The organism is Salinivibrio sp. EAGSL (genome assembly GCF_013366455.1).
Lineage (GTDB): Bacteria > Pseudomonadota > Gammaproteobacteria > Enterobacterales > Vibrionaceae > Salinivibrio > Salinivibrio costicola.
The window spans coordinates 1-21,121 of record NZ_JABWMG010000009.1; the positions used below are offsets into that span (position 1 = coordinate 1).

At 48.9% G+C, this 21,121-nt stretch carries 18 protein-coding genes and 1 tRNA gene; 17 read left to right on the forward strand and 2 right to left on the reverse strand.

Going from position 1 to position 21,121, the window contains the following annotated elements; genetic code table 11:
- The 7 genes from HLG76_RS07105 to purF form a co-directional block, all read left to right on the forward strand.
- On the forward strand, positions 1–1,342 hold a 1,342-nt coding region (locus HLG76_RS07105), incomplete at its 5' end, for a FimV/HubP family polar landmark protein (RefSeq protein WP_303245981.1).
- Positions 1,343–1,479: 137 nt separating this feature from the next.
- On the forward strand, positions 1,480–2,316 hold the full coding sequence (gene truA / locus HLG76_RS07110; RefSeq protein ID WP_021022873.1) for a tRNA pseudouridine(38-40) synthase TruA: 837 nt from the start codon (positions 1,480–1,482) through the stop codon (positions 2,314–2,316).
- Positions 2,317–2,432: 116 nt separating this feature from the next.
- A complete protein-coding gene (gene accD / locus HLG76_RS07115) occupies positions 2,433–3,365 on the forward strand; it encodes an acetyl-CoA carboxylase, carboxyltransferase subunit beta (protein WP_077576274.1) in 933 nt (310 codons plus the stop codon).
- A gap of 65 nt (positions 3,366–3,430) precedes the next feature.
- Positions 3,431–4,681 carry a bifunctional tetrahydrofolate synthase/dihydrofolate synthase gene (gene folC, locus HLG76_RS07120; protein WP_175993361.1) on the forward strand — a complete coding sequence of 417 codons (1,251 nt, stop codon included), beginning with the start codon at positions 3,431–3,433 and terminating at the stop codon, positions 4,679–4,681.
- Positions 4,682–4,693: 12 nt separating this feature from the next.
- Positions 4,694–5,251, forward strand: coding sequence for an SPOR domain-containing protein (locus tag HLG76_RS15190; RefSeq protein ID WP_021022876.1), 558 nt, complete (start codon positions 4,694–4,696; stop codon positions 5,249–5,251).
- A gap of 61 nt (positions 5,252–5,312) precedes the next feature.
- Entirely contained in the window at positions 5,313–5,810 is a 498-nt protein-coding gene (locus HLG76_RS07130) for a CvpA family protein (protein ID WP_021022877.1), read from the forward strand.
- Positions 5,811–5,841: 31 nt separating this feature from the next.
- Positions 5,842–7,356, forward strand: a complete 1,515-nt coding sequence (gene purF, locus HLG76_RS07135) for an amidophosphoribosyltransferase (protein ID WP_175993362.1) — start codon at positions 5,842–5,844, stop codon at positions 7,354–7,356.
- 55 nt (positions 7,357–7,411) lie between these two features.
- On the opposite strand, the gene HLG76_RS07140 is transcribed toward purF, so the two are convergent.
- Positions 7,412–8,011 (reverse strand): Yip1 family protein, encoded by a 600-nt coding sequence (locus HLG76_RS07140; RefSeq protein ID WP_077460340.1) that lies wholly within the window; start codon positions 8,009–8,011, stop codon positions 7,412–7,414.
- Positions 8,012–8,518: 507 nt separating this feature from the next.
- Here HLG76_RS07140 and HLG76_RS07145 point away from each other — a divergent pair.
- Together HLG76_RS07145 and rfaH are read left to right on the forward strand one after the other, a co-directional pair.
- Positions 8,519–9,574, forward strand: a complete 1,056-nt coding sequence (locus tag HLG76_RS07145; protein ID WP_077774223.1) for a response regulator — start codon at positions 8,519–8,521, stop codon at positions 9,572–9,574.
- Between the two features lie 160 nt (positions 9,575–9,734).
- Entirely contained in the window at positions 9,735–10,235 is a 501-nt protein-coding gene (gene rfaH, locus HLG76_RS07150) for a transcription/translation regulatory transformer protein RfaH (protein ID WP_077646337.1), read from the forward strand.
- A 109-nt stretch (positions 10,236–10,344) separates the two neighbouring features.
- On the opposite strand, the gene folD is transcribed toward rfaH, so the two are convergent.
- On the reverse strand, positions 10,345–11,205 hold the full coding sequence (gene folD / locus HLG76_RS07155; RefSeq protein WP_077460343.1) for a bifunctional methylenetetrahydrofolate dehydrogenase/methenyltetrahydrofolate cyclohydrolase FolD: 861 nt from the start codon (positions 11,203–11,205) through the stop codon (positions 10,345–10,347).
- A gap of 298 nt (positions 11,206–11,503) precedes the next feature.
- Here folD and HLG76_RS07160 point away from each other — a divergent pair.
- The 8 genes from HLG76_RS07160 (at position 11,504) to HLG76_RS07195 (ending at position 21,095) form a co-directional block, all read left to right on the forward strand.
- Positions 11,504–11,580: transfer RNA gene (locus HLG76_RS07160), tRNA-Arg, on the forward strand.
- 340 nt (positions 11,581–11,920) lie between these two features.
- On the forward strand, positions 11,921–13,225 hold the full coding sequence (gene tig, locus HLG76_RS07165; RefSeq protein WP_077460344.1) for a trigger factor: 1,305 nt from the start codon (positions 11,921–11,923) through the stop codon (positions 13,223–13,225).
- Between the two features lie 277 nt (positions 13,226–13,502).
- A complete protein-coding gene (clpP, locus tag HLG76_RS07170; RefSeq protein WP_021022248.1) occupies positions 13,503–14,126 on the forward strand; it encodes an ATP-dependent Clp endopeptidase proteolytic subunit ClpP in 624 nt (207 codons plus the stop codon).
- A gap of 144 nt (positions 14,127–14,270) precedes the next feature.
- Entirely contained in the window at positions 14,271–15,548 is a 1,278-nt protein-coding gene (gene clpX, locus HLG76_RS07175; protein WP_021022249.1) for an ATP-dependent protease ATP-binding subunit ClpX, read from the forward strand.
- Between the two features lie 138 nt (positions 15,549–15,686).
- The gene (gene lon, locus HLG76_RS07180) at positions 15,687–18,059 is read left to right on the forward strand and encodes an endopeptidase La (RefSeq protein WP_077460345.1); all 2,373 of its coding nucleotides are present in this window, start codon (positions 15,687–15,689) and stop codon (positions 18,057–18,059) included.
- Positions 18,060–18,245: 186 nt separating this feature from the next.
- Positions 18,246–18,521: a nucleoid-associated protein HU-beta gene (hupB, locus tag HLG76_RS07185; RefSeq protein ID WP_077460346.1), complete on the forward strand. Its 276-nt coding sequence runs from the start codon at positions 18,246–18,248 to the stop codon at positions 18,519–18,521.
- 169 nt (positions 18,522–18,690) lie between these two features.
- Positions 18,691–20,574, forward strand: coding sequence for a peptidylprolyl isomerase (gene ppiD / locus HLG76_RS07190; RefSeq protein WP_175993363.1), 1,884 nt, complete (start codon positions 18,691–18,693; stop codon positions 20,572–20,574).
- A gap of 212 nt (positions 20,575–20,786) precedes the next feature.
- Entirely contained in the window at positions 20,787–21,095 is a 309-nt protein-coding gene (locus tag HLG76_RS07195; protein ID WP_021022253.1) for a helix-hairpin-helix domain-containing protein, read from the forward strand.
- Positions 21,096–21,121: the final 26 nt, after the last annotated feature.

Here is a 21,121-nt window from a genome sequence, read left to right on the forward strand (position 1 = left end):
TGATCAGCCAGTAGACGCTCAACCCGAAGAAACGGCTGAGCCGGATGACGCCGCCAAGATTGAAGACACATCCGACACTGCACCTGAAGAGTCAGTCGATGACACTGCAGAGCCCGAGACTGAGGACGATGCACAGGATGACGTGGACGAAGCGCCAGTTGATGACACTGCAGAGCCCGAGACTGAGGACGATGCACAGGATGACACGGACGAAGCGCCAGCCGATGACACTGCAGAGCCCGAGACTGAGGACGACGCCCAGGATGACACGGACGAAGCGCCAGCCGATGACACTGCAGAGCCCGATACTGACGACGATGCACAGGATGACGCGGATGAAGCGCCCGTCGCCAACGAGCAGCCTGATCAAGGCGAAAACCTCGATGATATTAAAGAGGAAGATTTACTCGATTTAACCAATCTGCCTGAATATGACGAAGAAGCCGCACTGGCAGATGCAGAACCGGTTGACGAAGAAGAACAAGCTGCACTTGATAGCGTGCCAGAGCCAGAGCCAGAGCCAGAGCCAGAGCCAGAGCCAGAGCCAGAGCCAGAGCCCACCTCAAAAGAGGAACGTGATTACACGTTTGATTCTCTGTCGTTAGACGATTTGGGTGAGTTTGATGAAAACGATGCGCTAGGGGCGGCACTCGATGAACAACGAGAGCTCGAGTCTTATCTCAATGAGCAGCAAGACAACGCGCCAACCTCTGAGGCGCCCGAGCGCGATACACGCAATATCAGTGATCTGGATGACGATGATCACCAGGTAGGTGGTCTGAATATGGAGGCCTTGCTATCGGAATCCGATGACGATGAGCCTCTCGATCTTTCCGCTTTATCCGACGAAGAAGCAGCGGTTTGGCAAGCCGACAATGAACCAGAGCCAGAAGCCGAAAGTGAAGATTGGAGCCAACAACCCGCCATTGATCCGGCCTCGCTTGAAACCTTTGAACTGGAACAGGCCTTGGATGATGATCTGCTCGGTGAGGGTGATGCTGAAAGTGAGCTTATCGGCGAAGAGCAGGAAGATGACGACTACATTAGTATCGAAGAGCTTATGCGCGATGACGGCTCGACGCCAGATATTGATCCCGATAAGGCGGAGATGAACCTTGACGTAGGGTTGGATGAATTCCCTGATGTGTTAGAAGACATTAGTGCGATTGATGTTGATGGCGACACCGCCAGCACAGAGGCATCGACCAATCTCGACTTGGCGAAAGCTTACTTGGAAATGAATGATATGGATGGCGCGATTTCCTTATTAGAAAAAGTGATTCAGTCAGGCAATAAGGCCTTGCAGCAAGAGGCTCGGCAACTGCTTGAACAACTTAGGTGACACCACAATCAGGTAGCACAGGCTACCTGATTGCTTATTAGGCCTCAGAATAGACAGTCGATGTTAAGACCTGCAACAGGCCGGCTTTATGGGTATAATGCTGCGCCTTGTTGAGCAGTAACTAAAAAGGCACAGGCATGAGATTCGCGTTAGGCATTGAATATGACGGCGCCCAGTTTTACGGTTGGCAAAGGCAACGAGAAGTCACCAGTGTCCAAGAACATTTGGAAAAGGCCTTGTCGACCGTCGCTAATCACCCTGTGGCAGTACAATGTGCGGGGCGTACCGATTCGGGAGTCCACGGCACCGGACAGGTGGTGCATTTTGATAGCGATAGCCAACGGCCATTAAAAGCCTGGACGATGGGAGTGAATGCAAACTTGCCTGATGCGATTGCCGTACGTTGGGCCACGCCTGTTCCAGACGATTTTCATGCGCGATTCAGTGCGACAGCACGCCGCTATCGCTATGTGATATACAACCACTCTTTGCGTCCAGCGATACTGGGTAAAGGTATTAGTCACTATCATAGCGAGTTGGATGAAACCTTAATGGCGCGAGCGGGTCAGTACTTACTAGGTGAGAATGATTTCTCGTCATTTCGTGCGGCACAATGTCAATCTCACTCGCCATGGCGGAATGTGATGCATTTATCTGTCACGCGTCAGGGGCGGTTTATCGTGATCGATATAAAAGCGAATGCCTTTGTGCATCACATGGTGCGCAATATCGCGGGCAGCCTCATGGCTGTCGGTCGTAAAGAACAGCCGCCAGAGTGGATCGCATGGCTACTGGCACAAAAAGATCGCACCTTGGCGGCCGCGACGGCCAAAGCGGAAGGTTTGTATTTGGTCGAGGTGGATTATCCGGATCAATATGGCTTACCACGCCCGCCGATAGGGCCTTTGTTTTTGCCCGATCAGGTGATGGAATCCGAGAGCATACTCGGCGCAAAGCGTACGGAGACAGAATAGGTAGTACCAGTTTTTTATCCCAAGTCTGGCAGACTTGTGATTTAATTCGGTCTAATTTGTTACGAATCCAAGATGGTTGTCTAATTGTGATAGCCATGACTAAGTAAAGGTTGTCCATGAGCTGGCTAGAGAAAATATTAACCAAAAGTAATATTGGTTCATCACGCAAGGCGTCGATCCCTGAAGGGGTTTGGACCAAGTGTACGTCGTGTGATCAAGTACTTTATCACGCTGATGTCGAACGTAATTTGGAAGTTTGTCCCAAGTGTGACCACCATATGCGTATGCCAGCACGCCGTCGTCTGGATGTTTTTTTGGATCCTGAAGGACGTGAAGAGATTGCCGGTGAACTGGAGCCTAAAGACGTATTAAAATTTCGTGATTCGAAAAAGTATAAAGATCGCCTGTCAGCCGCGCAAAAGTCCAGTGGGGAAAAAGATGCACTCGTGGTCATGAAAGGCAGTGTGCTAGACGTGCCCGTGATTGCTTGTGCGTTTGAATTTAAGTTCATGGGCGGTTCGATGGGCGCAGTCGTCGGCGCTCGGTTTGTTAAAGCGGTCGAGCACGCGATCGAAAACCATTGTGGCCTGGTGTGTTTTTCGGCCAGTGGTGGGGCGCGCATGCAAGAAGCCTTGATGTCATTGATGCAAATGGCGAAAACCAGTGCGGCACTTGAGCGTTTATCGCGTCACAACTTGCCATTCATCTCGGTACTCACTGATCCAACTTACGGTGGGGTGACCGCGAGCTTTGCTATGCTCGGAGACATTAATGTCGCAGAGCCAAAAGCGATTATCGGTTTTGCTGGCCGTCGTGTCATTGAGCAAACCGTACGCGAGAATCTGCCAGACGATTTCCAAACCAGTGAGTTCTTGCTTGAGCATGGTGCGATCGACATGATTGTTGATCGTCGTGAGATGCGCCAGCGTTTGGCGGGCCTATTGGCGAAGCTGGGTAACATTAAGTCGCCATTAGTCGTCGATGTTGAGCAAGATAAACCTCAACCTCCAGAAGAGCCTGAAGTGGCACCTTCCTCTCAAGAGCAATAATTGACCGTGTTCCATGGCGTTATCCTTGGTATCATTTGCCCATCATCGAGTAACTGACCAAGTCAATGTCTGAACTACAGCATCCAACAGCCACATCCTCAATGGATACGTGGCTGTCTTATCTAGAAAATATCCATACCAGTGCCATCGATCTTGGCCTTGAACGCGTCGCGGCAGTTGCGGAGCACGCCCAATTGACCAAGCCTGCGCCTAAAGTGATTACCGTTGCAGGGACCAATGGCAAGGGGACCACCTGCGCCTTATTAGAGGCAATATTACAGCACGCGGGTTACCGTACGGGGGTTTACAGCTCACCACATCTTATTCATTACAATGAGCGGGTCCGTATCAATGGCGACGTGCTGGCCGATAGTGAGCATACTCAAGCGTTTGAGGTAATTAACCAGGCACGTGGCCAAACCAGTCTGAGCTTTTTTGAATTTGGTACCTTAGCCGCGTTACAGCTATTTAAACATCATGCGCTTGATGTCGTGATCCTCGAAGTGGGTCTCGGTGGCCGTTTAGATGCCACCAATGTGGTGGATCATGACGTATCAGTGATCACCAGTCTCGCGCTCGATCATTGTGATTGGCTGGGCAATGACATTAATCAGATTGGCTATGAAAAAGCAGGCATATTCCGGAAAGATAAACCGGCGATATGTGGTCAGCCTGCGCCACCTGCGAGTGTTGCCGCGCATGCTGATGCGATTGGCGCGGAATTAAATCAGTTAGGCTATCAGTACCACTATGCCATGACAGGCGATACGTGGCGTTGGGCGGTCGGTGCTTTTGAACTGACAGAGCTACCTATTCCGACTATTCCGCTACAAAATGCGGCAACGGCTTTAATGGCGCTGGGCGTCGCTGACCTCGACATTGCTGATACACACATTACTGAGGGATTAGCGTCTGTCGCGGTTACTGGTCGGATGCAAGTTATTGCTGACGCCCCTTACACGATTTTTGACGTCGCCCATAATCCGCATGCTGCCGCTTACCTAGCAAAGAAACTCGCTGAGCAAAAAGCGAGATTGACAGGACGCGTGCATGCTGTGGTGGCGATGTTAGCAGACAAAGATATAGAGGGTACCTTAGCCTGTTTTGATGGCATTGTGGATTGCTGGTACCCCGCTTCTTTAGCCGTACCTCGTGGCGCGTCAGCCGATAAATTGCCGGTGGTGGCATCAATGCAATTCAGCTCACCGAGTGACGCCTATCAACATGCGTTGAGTCAGGCTGAACCTGAGCGAGACTGTGTGGTCGTATTTGGGTCGTTCCATACCGTTGGGCAGGTGATGGAAACGCTTAATTAAAACGGAGTCATTGTGGCCAGTAAGTTACAAAAAAGAGTGGTCGGCACCCTAGTGTTAGTCTCTATCGGTGTGATAGTGCTACCTGATGTGCTCGATGGCAAAAAAGAGCATTACCAAGAAAACTATCAAAGCATCCCCCTGCGGGATGACTTTGATGGCACAGTGAGCCAAATGCCGGTTGAAGAACCCGAGGTGATTGAGGTGACAGCGCCCGATACCCAGGTAAACGATACGCGTTCAGCTGACACAAATGCGCAGGCTGAGACGGAAAAAAGTGACCCAACGCCCACGCCATCAAGTACAGCGTCAGTCAACGACGGAGACAGCGCATGGATGATCCGTTTGGGGACCTTCCGTAACCAAGAGAATGCTCGTCGCTTGGTTAAGCAATTACGTGACAAAGGGTATCAAGCACATATCTTACCCAGAGACATTCAACCCGGTGACTTAGCAAAAGTGGTCGTCGGGCCACATGTTTCTAAAACCACACTCGAATCGCAACTGACTGATCTGCAATCGCTGACAGGATTGAAAGGACAGTTGCGCAAATTTGACCCACTTACCCAATAAGAAAACGTTTGCGTGAGCATTTTTTCTGTTAGAATGCGCACGTCTCGAGCAAGTGAATACGATGAATTGGATTGATTATCTTATTATTGGCGTCATTGGTTTTTCGGCGTTAGTGAGTGTGATTCGAGGCTTTGTAAAAGAAGCCTTGTCATTAGTGATTTGGTTTGGGGCGTTTTTTATTGCCAGCCAATTCTACACGCAGCTAGCGGTGTATTTGACCAATATCCAAGATGCGGTTATCCGTAATGGTAGTGCTATCGCCTTGTTGTTTATTGCCACCTTATTGGTCGGCGCAGTAGTCAATTATGTGATTGCCCAGTTAGTAGAAAAAACGGGATTGTCTGGCACGGATAGAGTGCTTGGTATGGTGTTTGGCAGTGTGCGCGGCGTGTTAATCATCGCGGCGGTGCTTTTCTTCCTCGATGCCTTTACATCGGTCGCCAACAACCAAGCGTGGGGACAATCGCAACTTATTCCTAACTTTGCGGTAGTGATCGAATGGTTCTTCCACTATCTCGAGAACAGTTCCAGTTTCTTACCTGAGATCGCAGGATCTTAGGCTGATATTCGCGTAACAAGGAATCGCTGACATGTGTGGTATTGTTGGAATCGTTGGTAACACTCCGGTCAATCAGTCCATTTACGATGCACTGACTGTGCTTCAACATCGAGGACAAGATGCAGCCGGCATTGTCACTATCGATGACAATCGTTTCCGGCTTCGAAAAGCCAATGGGTTAGTCCAGGATGTGTTCCAACTGAAGCATATGCAGCGCTTGCAAGGCCAGGTTGGAATAGGGCATGTAAGGTATCCAACAGCGGGCAGCTCTAGTGCATCAGAAGCACAGCCTTTCTATGTCAACTCGCCGTATGGGATTACTCTCGCCCACAATGGTAACTTGACCAATGCTGAGGCGTTGCGCCAATCTTTATTTGAAAAAGATCGTCGTCACCTTAATACAACGTCTGACTCTGAAATTCTCCTCAATGTCCTTGCCCATCAACTGTCGACTGCGACTTCTCATCCTCTTACTGTTGATGATATGTTTACCGCGGTGAAAGCGGTCCATCGACAAGTCTCCGGCGCTTATGCCGTTGTGGCAATGGTGATTGGGCATGGCGTTATCGCTTTTCGTGATCCTAAAGGCATCCGCCCGCTTTGTTTAGGGAAGCGCGATACGCAAACAGGTACCGAGTATATGGTTGCGTCTGAAACCGTTGCATTGGATGCCGTGGGTTTCGATTTCGTGCGTGATGTCTCACCCGGAGAGGCGGTTTATATCACCTTAGAGGGACAACTTCATACCTGTCAGTGTGCGGACTCACCGAGTCTTAACCCTTGCATCTTTGAGTTCGTTTACTTTTCTCGTCCCGACTCATTTATCGATAAAGTATCCGTTTATGGGGCCCGTATTCGTATGGGTCAAAAGCTTGGCGCTAAAATTCAGCGCGAGTGGGAAGACGTGGATATTGATGTCGTCATTCCTATCCCTGAGACATCTTGTGATATCGCGTTAGAAATTGCGCAAGTGCTAGGTAAACCCTACCGACAAGGCTTTGTTAAAAATCGCTACGTAGGTCGTACGTTTATTATGCCGGGGCAGCAGATGCGTCGAAAATCCGTACGTCGTAAACTCAATGCCATCCGTTCAGAGTTTAAAGACAAGCGCGTACTCTTGGTCGATGATTCGATCGTGCGAGGCACAACCTCAGAGCAGATCATCGAGATGGCACGTGAAGCAGGCGCCAAAGAAGTTTATATGGCCTCCGCGGCCCCCGAAGTGCGCTTCCCCAATGTCTATGGCATTGATATGCCGACCGCCAACGAGTTGATTGCTCATGGTCGCGAAGTGGATGAAATTGGCCAATTAATTGGTGCCGATGGCTTGGTTTATCAAGATCTGCCTGATCTCGTCGCCGCTGTTGGTGAGGCCAACCCAGCGATTGAGCGCTTCGAAACATCGGTGTTTAGTGGCGAATATGTCACCCAAGATGTGGATCAGGCGTACCTCGAGTATTTACAAAGCTTACGTAGTGATGATGCTAAAACTGTACGAGAGCAGCAACAAGAGCTTGCGAACTTAGAGATACATAACGAAGATTAAACAAATACGCCGCGAGATTATCGCGGCGTATTTGTCTTTTTAGCGAGAGAAGGTCTTAGTGTGTGAAAACAGGCCCCATGCCGACATTCCACAGAATCACGGAGGCGGCAAGGATAGCGACCAACAGGACTAAGCCGCAGGTGACGACGGAGCTTGCATAAATAAAACCGCGCTCTTCAGGGATCTCCATGAGTATCGGCACGCCGGTATACAGCAGATAAACGGAATAAGCGACACCGATCAAGCCGACAATCATGACAAACCATACCACCGGATAGAGCGTTGCAAGCCCGACCATAAAAATCGGCGTCGCCGTGTAAGCGGCCAGCTCAAGGCATTGCGTATAGTTAGGCGCAGAGCCAAATGTTCGACTCATCCACAAGGTTAGGTAGGCAAGGGCAGCAACCCCACCGAGTAACGCTAAATACATAGCACTGGCAATAAAAAGCGCGCTTTGTGGCGTCATGAAAATGGGCTCTCCCGCGCCGATTTGCCAGCCGATATTGACACTCGCGTAGTAGGCACACACAGGTGGGATCAACGCTAACAATAGCGCATGTCCGATGCTACTTGAAACGCCCTCGTGTCGTTCGCCAATTGTTTTCCATTCTTTTTTGGGATGGGTATATAACCCGACTAAGTGACCTAAAATCATAGTAACCCCGCTCGTTATTCCCTAAATATAAACAAAGGTGCAATGGTCGGCGCACGACAGCTGGGTAACGGCTAGCTCGGCTGTGCGAAGACAGATGCCCAAATCTTCTTTCCTTACCTAACGAATAGCTCTTGACATCATAATTGGCAAGTTTTGTGCGCTATAACAACCTTCCTCACGAGGCAAAGGGCGAAGTCGCTCCGAAATAAAGCGAGGAAAATATGCATTATGTGATGATTGTCATGTATTAATTGTTGAACATCTCACTTTTAATACAGAGTGGCGTACCCTGGAGTGTTGCTGATTTTTAAGTGTTTTTATCGTACTCCTTGTTGTACGTTAAGATGCATGTGAGTTTATATTGATAAAATTGTTATTTTAAACAGCTGTTTATTGTTCGCTATCAAATTAAATATCATAAGCAGGCACGGGGTGTCTGAGTTCAGCTACGATTAGTACAGAGCGATTTAAAACAGCCGCTGCTTTGCAGTCCGGGAGGAGAGCGTCGTGTTGCACAGTAAAGATATTTTAATTGTTGAAGATGATCCCGTCTTTAGTCGAATGATTGCCTCGTTTCTTGAAAGAGAAGGTGCGACGGTCCGTGAAGTAGAAAATGGGCTAGAAGGGCTACAAGCATTGAGGCAATCCATCCCTGATTTACTGATCAGCGATCTTTCCATGCCGGTCATGACGGGGCTTGAGTTCGTTGAGGAAGTGAGTCTCGAATACCCGATGCTGCCCATGATTGTGATTTCAGGTACCGGAGGCATGGCCGACGTTGCCCAGGCGCTTCGCTTTGGAGTAAAGGATTTTTTACTCAAGCCCATTGAAGACATCAAATCGGTTAAAAAAGCCATTGAAGCGGTGATTGATGATGCCAACGATGATGTGCATGCCAGTGATGACTTTAGTCAACAGTGGTTTAAAGTGAGTGGAGATGCGGACAAAGGCGCCTCAGAAAGCGAACTAAAATGGCACCTTGATGCGCTACGTCATAATCCTGGCAGTGCGCGAGAGTTGCTGATGGGGTTGATGCCTGAGCCAGACTCACAACAAGGCGCGTGGCGTTTGTCATATCACTCGCTGCAATCGGCAGACGCCAACCCTATTGTGCTCGATTATGCTTGGCTGCTCGGCGGGAAAATGGCGTTCTATGTGGTTGACTCAGCGTCAGCTGAAGAAGATGGGACGGCAACGACTTTGATGATTCGGGCCTTTTTTAATGATTTTGTCCGCTCAAGTGATGTGAATGAACGCGGATTCCTGACGCTGGTAAAACGGATTGAAGATGCGATTCGTGCATCGGCTTATACATCACCGGTCCGTGCCATGTTTGGTGTCTTAAACATGGTTGATAGCCAACTTGATATTCTGCCAGCAGGTTTAAAAGCCACGATTGATAGTAGCGGAACCACGAAATTAGTTCGTAGTGAGCATTGGCTAGGTCGCGATGCCTTTAGCAGTGAATTCCAAACTGTGGATATGCAATCAGGCGATGCGCGTGTGTCTTTAAACGAAGTCGGCCTGAATAGCTTTAGCGTTGATATTCAAAAGATTGCCTAATATAGGCCATCAATGATTGTGGTGTCCTGTCATCTCCATATCACCAGTTCAAGCGATGCACGTCCCGCTCTGCTTGCTGGTGATGATTTACATCCGTATACTCACGTCGCTCTGGATGGGTTGTTACCTTACCTTCGATAGATATCAGGGACAGATCGGCATGAAACATTGGTATTTACTTTATTGTAAACGCACGGAACAACAACGTGCGGAACAAAACTTGAAGCGGCAAGGCGTGGACTGTTACTACCCGATAGTCACAGTCGAAAAGTTGCGTCGAGGCAAATACCGGCAAGTTGAAGAACCGCTCTTTCCGAATTACATCTTTGCTTGTTTTGATCCTGAATCGGTTCAATACACGTCTGTTCGCTCTACACGTGGCGTTGTTGATTTTGTTCGCCAAGGTGCGAAGCCAATCCACGTCGATATTCAATTAATTCAACACTTGATGATGATGGAAGACAGTGATGAGCAACGAGAATTACTGTATCAAGGCTTTAAGCCTGGTCAAAAAGTGACCGTTGAGAGTGGCCAGTTTGCTGGGGCTGAAGCGATTTTTAAAGAAAAAGACGGCGAAAAACGCTGTATCCTTTTAATCAAAATACTCAATCAACAAACAGAATTACGGATCAATAACTCAGATATAAAAGCGTCATGCTAAGCGACTTACGCGTCGTAGAACGTGCCGATAGGTCGTTGTATCAGGCCAAAAAAGATGGGCGAAATCAATGTGTGAAAGCTAATCAAATTGACTTCGCCACCTTGTGATGCTAGCCAACGTCGTGATACTGCTCGCACGCCATGAGTGTGTTTTCAATCAAGGTGGCGACTGTCATAGGGCCGACCCCGCCAGGTACAGGGGTGATATGACTGGCTCTTTCATACGCGACATCGTACTCAATATCCCCGATTAATTTACCGTCATCCATGCGGTTGATGCCCACATCAATCACGATTGCCCCGGGTTTTATCCAATCGCCAGGGATGAACTTAGGTTTACCGACCGCAACCACGAGCACATCGGCTTGTCGAACATGCGTTTCTAAATCTTGGGTAAATCGATGGCAGGTGGTGGTGGTGCAGCCGGCGAGCAACAGCTCCAACGTCATCGGGCGACCGACAATATTGGATGCTCCCACAACCACAGCATGTTTACCACGTAGCGGTACATTATAACGATCGAGAAGAGTAATAATTCCTTTCGGCGTGCACGAGCGTAGTGTCGGCATACGTTGGCACAAGCGGCCCACATTAAAAGGATGAAAACCATCTACATCTTTATCTGGGCGGATTCGTTCCAATACGGACGTGGCATCAATCCCCGCCGGCAACGGCAGTTGAACGAGAATACCATCAATGCAGTCATCGTCATTCAAAGTGTCAATCAACGAGAGTAGCTCATGCTGTGAGCAAGAGGCTGGGAGGTCATAGGAGCGTGATACAAATCCGACTTCGTCACAGACTCGGCGTTTACTCCCCACGTAAACTTGTGATGCAGGGTCCGATCCGACCAAAATAACGGCTAAACCAGGTGCGCGGCGACCTGCCTCTGTGCGGGCGGCGACGCGTGCAGCGACCTCACGACGCACCGTTTGCGCGATCAGCTTTCCATCAATCAATTGTGCGGCCATAACTATCCTTTGGCTAAAGCAATATTCGTCAGTATTGTGACAAAAATCGCGGCTAAAAGCTATTACGCAAACGTTTGCTTTGGTTTTGATGGCGGAATATGCCAGATATCCTATTGAGAGAGAATATCACGTCATTGTCTAGCCCTTCGCGTCATTAGGTTGGCAAAGTGGCTCAAAAAAGCGATAGACGGTGATTGACAATAAAATGGCGCGGTTTTGAGCAACTAGGTCAACATTTTAGGGAAAAGCGTTGACGGGACCTGACGTCGCTTTATAATCCACGCTGCATATCGTTATTGCGCCCTTAGCTCAGTTGGATAGAGCAACGGCCTTCTAAGCCGTGGGTCACAGGTTCGAATCCTGTAGGGCGCGCCATTCTTATGCGTCTCCCCGTATTTGCCTTGTCTGAGTGCTCTGAAAATAATCAATCGCGCATAAAACAGTAAAATCTGTGATCTTACGCGGTTGAATTGTGAGATATCACCCCAATTTCGATATTGAAACGCCATCGGTTGCCCCTTGTCTCGACTCAGTTGACGGGTGCCGCTATAATAGCGCGTCTTAATTTTCAGTCTCGGATGAGATAGCTCGATACGCCAATTGCGTGTATCCGGATTCGCAGGGGCTATGACGGACTCATAGCTCGGATGATGCCACCAGTCAAACTGGTAAACATCACTCAGTACCCCTGAGTAAATTTGAGGTTAAATTTATAATGCAAGTTACCGTTGAAACCACCGAAGGCCTTAAGCGCCAAATGACCATCACAGTGCCTGCTGCCAATATCGATGATGCAGTCACTAAAGAGCTACGCAATATCGCTAAGAATCGTCGTTTTGATGGTTTCCGTAAAGGTAAAGCGCCATTGAAAATGGTGTCACGTATGTACGGTGATACCGTGCGTCAAGACGTGCTGGGCGAAGTGATGCAGCGTCACTTTATTGAAGCGATGATCCAGGAAAAAGTGAACCCAGCGGGCGCACCAACCTTTACCCCTGTAGAGAACGAAGCAGGAAAAGATCTGGTATTTAAAGCTGACTTTGAAGTGTATCCAGAGGTTGAGCTACAAGGCCTAGACGCGATCAGCGTCGAAAAGCCAAAAGCGGACGTGCAAGAAAGCGACGTTGAAGAAATGCTCACCACCTTGCGCAAGCAACAAGCGAGCTGGGTAGAAGCAGAAGGTGAAGCGAAAGATAACAGCCGTGTGACGCTGGACTTCGTCGGCACCATCGACGGTGAAGAATTTGAAGGCGGCAAAGCCGAAGGCTTCCAGCTAGAAATGGGTCAGGGTCGCATGATCCCAGGCTTTGAAGACGGTCTTGTCGGCAAAAAAGCCGGCGAAGAATTCACCATCGACGTGAACTTCCCTGAAGACTACCATGCTGAAAACTTGAAAGGCAAAGCGGCTCAGTTCGCGATTAAACTGCATCAAGTAGAAGAGCAAGAGCTACCCGAGCTAACAGAAGAATTCGTTCAGCGCTTCGGCATTGCAGATGGCAGTGTTGAAGGCCTGAAAGCGGAAGTACGCAAAAACATGGATCGCGAACTCAAGCAAGCGATCAAAAACAAGGTAAAAGAACAAGTACTGGACGGTCTGGTTGAGCAAAACCAAATCGACGTACCGTCAGCCTTGATTGACCAAGAAATTGGCACATTGCGTCAGCAAGCGGCACAACGTTTTGGTGGCAACATGGATAGCGCTTCTCAGCTACCGCGTGAGCTATTTGAAGAGCAAGCGAAGCGTCGTGTTAGCGTCGGCCTGCTGCTTGGCGAAGTGATCAAGTCTGAAGAGCTTAAAGCCGATGATGAGCGCGTTAAAGCACTGATCGAAGAAATGGCGTCTGCGTATGAAGACCCATCAGAAGTTGTCGCTTACTATGAAAAAGACGAGAAGCTGATGGAAAATATGCGTAACGTTGCGCTTGAAGAGCAAGCGATCGATGCGTTATTAGCAAAAGCAACCGTTACTGAAGCTGAAGTCGGTTTCAGTGATCTAATGAACGCTTCTCAGCAAGCGTAATTCGGATTAAAAAACGTCTGTGTTTTATTGACACTGCGTAAACGTATCTGCTTACAATGGCCCTAATGACTTGTCATTCGGGCCATTTTTTCCATCTATTGGTCGCAATGGTGATGAAACCAATCGACGTTAGAGAGCCTTGTTTTTAAGTAAAAACTCTCGATGGATCATCAAGCTGCATACACCGATATAAGATTTTAGTGACCTGTTACAGCATTTTGTGCTAAACCTTGGTTAAGGCAAGAGTGATAACAAATTCGATTAGGGATATTACGTTATGAGCCATCAAGATAGAAATGCCATGCCACCCATTACGGACGCCCTTGTCCCTATGGTGGTGGAACAAACCTCGCGCGGTGAGCGCTCTTACGATATTTACTCTCGCCTACTCAAAGAACGCATTATCTTCCTGACAGGGCAAGTGGAAGACCAAATGGCGAACTTGATTGTGGCGCAGATGCTGTTCTTGGAATCTGAGAACCCAGAAAAAGACATTTATCTGTATATTAACTCACCAGGCGGCGTGGTGACTGCGGGGATGGCGATTTATGACACCATGCAGTTTATTAAACCGGACGTGAGCACCTTATGTACAGGCCAAGCCTGTTCGATGGGCTCTTTCCTGCTTGCGGGTGGCGCCAAAGGTAAGCGTTATTGTTTACCAAACTCGCGCGTGATGATTCACCAGCCGCTAGGGGGCTTCCAAGGCCAGGCGTCTGATATTGAAATTCATGCGCAGGAAATGATCAAAACGAAGCACCGTCTCAACACTATATTGGCTGAACATACTGGCCAGCCGATGGAAGTGATCGAGCGCGATACTGACCGTGATAATTTCATGGCGGCGCAAGAAGCGGTGGACTATGGCTTAGTTGACGCCGTATTGAGTCAACGAGACTAAACCCAATTCGCCGCAGAGCGTTGAAATGAGACAAACTTCGCTCATTAGCCAAGGCTTGATGGTTGTTGGGTCGGAAAAAGTGGCCGATTTGTTGTAAACTCAACATAAGGCAACGACGGGCAAGTGCCCCAAAGAGGTTAGCGAATGACAGACAAGCGAAAAGACGGTGGAAGCGGAAAGCTGCTTTACTGCTCATTCTGTGGTAAGAGCCAACACGAAGTTCGCAAGTTAATTGCTGGGCCATCGGTCTACATTTGTGACGAATGTGTTGACCTATGTAATGACATTATCCGTGAAGAGATCAAAGAAGTGATGCCGAAGCGTGAAGGTGATTCTTTGCCTGCGCCAAGCGAAATTCGCGAGCATCTGGACGATTATGTCATTGGCCAAGAGCAAGCCAAAAAAGTGCTTTCGGTTGCGGTATACAACCACTACAAACGCTTGCGAAACGGCGATAAAAGCGCCGAGGGCGTGGAGCTAGGTAAGAGTAATATCCTGCTGATTGGCCCCACAGGGAGTGGTAAAACACTGCTGGCTGAAACCCTCGCCCGCTTCTTGGATGTGCCATTTACGATGGCTGATGCAACGACATTAACCGAAGCCGGTTATGTGGGTGAAGACGTCGAAAATATCATCCAAAAGCTGTTGCAAAAGTGTGACTACGACGTCGCTAAAGCAGAGCGCGGCATCGTGTATATCGATGAAATCGACAAGGTGTCACGTAAATCGGATAATCCATCGATTACCCGTGATGTTTCTGGCGAAGGCGTACAGCAAGCCCTGCTTAAACTGGTCGAGGGAACGGTTGCATCGATCCCGCCACAAGGTGGGCGTAAACATCCACAACAAGAGTTTCTCCAGGTTGATACCTCGAAAATTCTATTTATTTGTGGTGGTGCGTTTGCAGGACTAGACAAAGTGGTGGAGCAGCGTGTTGATACCGGCTCTGGCATTGGTTTTGGCGCGCAAGTAAAAGGCGCGACTGATCGGTCAGTCGACGAGTTCTTCGGCAAAGTAGAACCAGAAGATATGGTTAAATATGGCCTGATCCCTGAGTTCATCGGCCGTTTGCCAGTGACCGCTGTGCTTAGAGAGCTTGATGAAGACGCACTCGTACAGATTTTGCGTGAGCCAAAAAATGCCATCACCAAACAATACAGTGCGCTGCTTGAGCTAGATGGTGTCGAGCTTGAGTTCCGTGATGACGCCCTACGTGCGATCGCCAAAAAAGCGATGACCCGCAAAACAGGTGCACGAGGTTTGCGTTCGATTGTGGAATCTGTGCTGCTAGATACTATGTATGATCTGCCATCCATGAAAGGGGTGACCAAGGTCGTCATTGATGACTCAGTGATCCGAGGCGAATCCGCACCTCTATTGATGTATGAGCACACTGAGAATCAAGCCGCAGGCGGTGAATAACGCTTTCACTTGTTTTATCAGCGATAAAGAAAAAAGGGAGTTATCACTCCCTTTTTTATTTTCTGACGGTTGAGCCGTTGAAACCTGTCCAACAGACCCCATATACTCTTAATCAGATTGAACGGAAGAGAGAAGCATATGAACTTGGAGCGTTCCGAGCGCATTGACATTCCGGTGCTGCCACTTCGGGATGTGGTGGTTTATCCTCACATGGTGATCCCGCTCTTTGTGGGAAGGGAAAAGTCGATACGCTGCCTTGAAGCGGCGATGGACAACGATAAGCAGATTCTATTGGTGGCGCAAAAAGATGCGGCAACCGATGACCCAAGTATCTCAGATTTATATACCGTTGGTACGGTAGCAACCATCCTACAGCTTCTTAAACTTCCAGACGGAACGGTAAAAGTTCTGGTCGAAGGGATGCAGCGTGCAAGTATTGACCAGTTTAGTGAAGACGATTTCTTCACCGCGCAAGCTGATTATCTAACCACGCCAAGTTTGGATGAGCGCGAGCAAGAAGTCTTGGTACGGACGGCGATCAGCCAGTTTGAAGGCTTTATTAAGCTCAATAAAAAGATTCCGCCGGAAGTACTGACGTCGCTAAATGGGATTGAAGAGGCGGCCCGTCTCGCTGATACCATTGCGGCCCATATGCCGCTTAAGCTTGAAGATAAGCAACAAGTTCTTGAGCTTGTTGATATTTCCGAGCGTCTAGAATATCTGATGACGATGATGGAATCTGAGATTGACTTGCTGCAAGTCGAAAAGCGGATCCGTGGTCGCGTCAAAAAACAGATGGAAAAAAGCCAGCGCGAGTATTATCTCAACGAGCAAATGAAGGCCATCCAGAAAGAACTGGGTGAGCTAGACGATGCGCCGGATGAGTTTGAAACGCTGAAGCAGAAAATCGAAGAATCAAAAATGCCGCAGGAAGCACGGGAAAAAACCGAGCAAGAACTGCAAAAGCTTAAAATGATGTCGCCGATGTCTGCCGAAGCCACAGTGGTGCGCAGTTATATTGACTGGATGATCAGCGTACCTTGGGCGAAACGCTCGAAAGTGAAGAAAGATTTAGCGCGCGCTGAAGAAGTATTGAATGCCGATCATTACGGCCTTGAGCGTGTCAAAGACCGGATTTTGGAGTATCTTGCGGTTCAAAATCGGATGAAAAAACTAAAAGGTCCGATTCTTTGTTTAGTCGGTCCTCCGGGGGTCGGTAAAACGTCTTTGGGGCAATCTATCGCTCGGGCGACGGGACGTAAATATACCCGTATGGCACTGGGCGGGGTTCGCGATGAAGCGGAAATCCGAGGTCACCGTCGTACCTACATCGGTTCGTTGCCCGGTAAATTGATCCAGAAAATGTCAAAAGTCGGCGTGCGTAACCCACTATTTTTGTTGGATGAGATCGATAAAGTCTCCTCTGACATGCGTGGCGATCCTTCCTCTGCGTTGTTAGAAGTGTTGGATCCCGAACAAAATAACGCCTTCAACGATCATTACTTAGAAGTGGACTATGACCTTTCTGATGTAATGTTTGTAGCAACATCGAACTCGATGAATATCCCTGGCCCATTGTTGGATCGGATGGAAGTGATTCGTCTATCGGGTTACACCGAAGATGAAAAATTGAATATTGCCAAGCGTCATTTAGTGGATAAACAAGTTTCACGGAATGGTTTGAAGCCGCACGAGATCACTATCGAAGACTCGGCGATTATCGGCATTATTCGTTACTACACTCGTGAAGCGGGCGTGCGTAATCTAGAGCGTGAAATTTCTAAGCTGTGCCGTAAAACGGTTAAAGAAATTTTGCTCGATAAAGACCTAACGCAAGTCACGGTAACCAATGACAATCTATCCGACTATTTGGGTGTGCGTCGCTTCGATTATGGTAAAGCCGATGAGCAAAATCGTATCGGTCAAGTTACCGGTCTCGCTTGGACCGAAGTGGGCGGTGATCTGTTAACGATTGAAACCGAGTCCATGCCTGGTAAAGGTAAACTGACACATACCGGCTCATTGGGTGATGTGATGCAAGAATCGGTGCAAGCGGCCATGACAGTGGTGCGTAGCCGAGCCGATAAGTTGGGGATTAATAGCGACTTCTATGAAAAGCGTGACATCCATGTGCACGTTCCAGAAGGCGCGACACCGAAAGACGGCCCCAGCGCGGGCATCGCGATGTGTACAGCTTTGGTCTCAAGCCTCACGGGTAACTCAGTGCGCTCCGACGTGGCGATGACTGGCGAAATCACGCTGCGCGGCGAAGTGCTTCCTATTGGTGGATTGAAAGAGAAGCTGCTAGCGGCACGGCGCGGTGGGATCAAAACGGTGGTGATTCCAAAAGAAAATGAGCGTGACTTGGAAGACATTCCAGCCAATGTGAAAGAAGAATTATCGATTCATCCAGTACGATGGATTGATGACGTGTTAACCATCGCATTAGTGAATAATCCGCTTGGGATTGAGCTGGTTGACGCTGAAAAGAGTGACATGCAGCAAAATTAAGCAACGTAAAACGCTGACAGACCGCAAAAGGCTTGTCAGCGTTTTTTTTGCTCGCTAACGTTGCTCAGGCGTACTGTCTGCATGGGGCAGGCAGTTGCTTACAACGTCTTGCGTCGACAAAGCGTCTGTTATTGAAACCGCAATGCGCATAGGATTTGCGGAGAAGTTATTTAAGGGGATGAAAAAGTGAATAAGTCGGAACTGATTGATCATATTGCAGAGAGTGCTGATATTTCTAAAGCCTCGGCGGGGCGAGCACTGGATGCGTTCGTAGACTCTGTCTCTGACACACTCAAGTCAGGTGATCAAGTCGCACTCGTCGGTTTTGGTACCTTCTCAGTGCGCGAACGTGCCGCACGTAAGGGACGCAACCCGCAAACCGGTGCTGAAATTGATATCGCCGCTGCAAAAGTACCGGGCTTTAAAGCCGGTAAAGCGTTAAAAGACGCGGTAAACGAGTAATTATCACGTGAGGTCGTGCCGAATTATTCGCGTTTGACAGGGTGTTGGAGCTGCAAAGCCACTAACAACCGCGTATAATTCGGTGCACAAGAGCGTAAAGGCGCATCAAAAGATGCGCCTTTTTAGTTGAAAAACAACCAGTCCAAACCAGTTGGAGTACCGGCCCGTTATGATGGAACGTATACGCGAAGGCACCAATAGTCTTCCGGTTAAGATCATTTTAAGCCTTATTATCTTTTCCTTTGCTTTTGCCGGTGTCGGTAGTTATCTGGCCGGTGGATCTACACCGCCTGCTGCAACCGTCGGTGATAAAGAAATTAGCCGAGCGGAACTGGATCGCGCGTATCAAAATGAGCGTGCACGTATGCAGCAACAAGCGGGCGAGCAATTCAATCAGCTTCTCGGTAACCCCGAATACGTAAAACGTTTTCGCCAAAATATTCTTGATCGTATGGTGAATGACTTGCTTTTAGAGCACGAAGCCAGTGAATTAGGATTACGCGTCAGTGATGCACAAGTGAAAGCGGCGATCCGTGCCATGCCTCAATTCCGTCAGGCGGGTCAGTTTAATAACGAGCGTTATCAAGCGGCATTGCGTCAAACCGGTATGAGTGCAGATGAATTTGCTAACTATATGCGCACGGATTTAATGCGCCAGCAGTTGGTCAATGGCTTACAAACAACTGCATTCGTATTACCTAGCGAACTGGAAAGCTTATACCGTCTCGAAGCACAGAGCCGTGAAGTGCGCACTTTAACCTTGCCAGTTGAGGACTTTGCCAACCAGGTGTCGTTAACGGATGAGGAGCTGGAAGCCTATTACCAAGCGAATCGTGATGATTATATTCAACCACGTATGGTGAAAGTCGCGTATGTGGAATTAACCGGTGAAGGGCTAGCCAGTGACATTCAAGTCACGGATGAAGACATTGCCACTTACTACCAAGACAACCAATCTCAGTATGGCTCACAAGAGCGCCGTAAGGTTAGCCACATCTTAATTGAAGGAACAGGAGACGACGCCAAAGCTCGTGCTCAACAAGCGTTAGATCGCCTCAATCAAGGTGAAGCGTTTGCGACCTTGGTCAAGGAAGTTTCTGATGACACCTTTAGTGCCGAGCAAAACGGATCATTGGATTGGATTGAACCAGGTGTGATGGATCCTGCGTTTGAAAAAGCCGCTTACGCACTGGCGCAAAAAGGCGATATTAGTGGCTTAGTTAAATCTGATTTCGGCTATCATATCATTCGCTTAGATGATATTGACCCAGCCGATGTTACGCCATTGTCTGACGTAAAAGACGACATTCGTCTTGCTCTGCAACAAGAGCAAGCGGCGGATCGTTTCTATGCACAGTCAACGCAACTGGCTGAAGTGGCGTTTGAAGAGGCGAATGGCCTTGAGCCAGCCGCAGAGGCGGTGAATGCGAAGGTGCAGTTTACGGATTACTTTGCGCTCGATAATGCCCAAGGCTTAATGGCGCGCCCTCAAATCCAGCAAGCGCTTGATAGCTATGATGTGCGTGAAAATGGCCTTAACTCTGAGCTGATTGAGCTGTCAGGTGAGCACGCGATTGTGGTTCGTCTCGACGACGTGAAGCCTGAAAAGCAATTGAGTTTTGCCGAAGTAAAAGACCAGGTGCAGGCGACGCTCGTGGCAGAAAAAGGCCGTCAGCAGGCGCAAGAAAAAGCGGACCAATTGGTCGCGCAACTTGAGCAGACCGGTACGCTAGATCAGGGTGATTATGTGTTCAGTGATGCGCAAGTGATCAATCGTGTTTCTCAGCAGCAAGCGGTGTCGGAGCTCGCTTTCTCGTTGCCTCAGCCTAACGATACAGGCGCAAGTTATGGGGTGACGCAGAACCGTCAGGGCGATATTGTGGTGATTGCGCTGGATAACGTGATTAACCCAGCGATGCCAGACATTAGCCCACAAAGCCAAATGGCGGATCGCGTTGCACGTGCGATGAGCAATATGTCTTTGTCTGCCACACTCGAAGCGCTGCGTGAGCAAGTGGATGTGACTTATGCAGAGGTTGACGCACAACAATAAGCGAGTGCAGTGAGCGTTTAAACGCGAGAAAGCGCTCAGCGTGAGCGCTTAACAGGATCGCAGAGAGTTAGACGTCTCTCGCATTCGTTTGTGTGAAAATAGAAAAACGACGCTAGGATTTTGTCCTGCGTCGTTTTTCTGTTTGCGGGGACATGAAAAGGCGCAAGCAGTGATTTACCGTGTCGGCGATATTGATGACATGGAGATCAAAAATGAAACACCTACTATCCAGTATTCTATTTGTGTTGGCACTAGTGACTGCACCCACTGTGCTAAGCGCCAGTCAAGATGCGTCTCAGTCCTCTGAACAGGTTGAGACGCGCTCGGTGGATATTAACACTGCCAGTGTACAAATCCTCTCAGAGCAGCTCCGCGGTATTGGCCCTGCTAAAGCGAAAGCCATCGTCGACTATCGCCAGAAACACGGAAAGTTCGCCTCACCAGACGATTTAGTCGAAGTAAAAGGCATTGGCGCATCGACACTGGAGAAAAACCGCGACCGAATTAACGTGTCGTCATAGTGATGGAGAGTTCAGCGCAAAGGCGT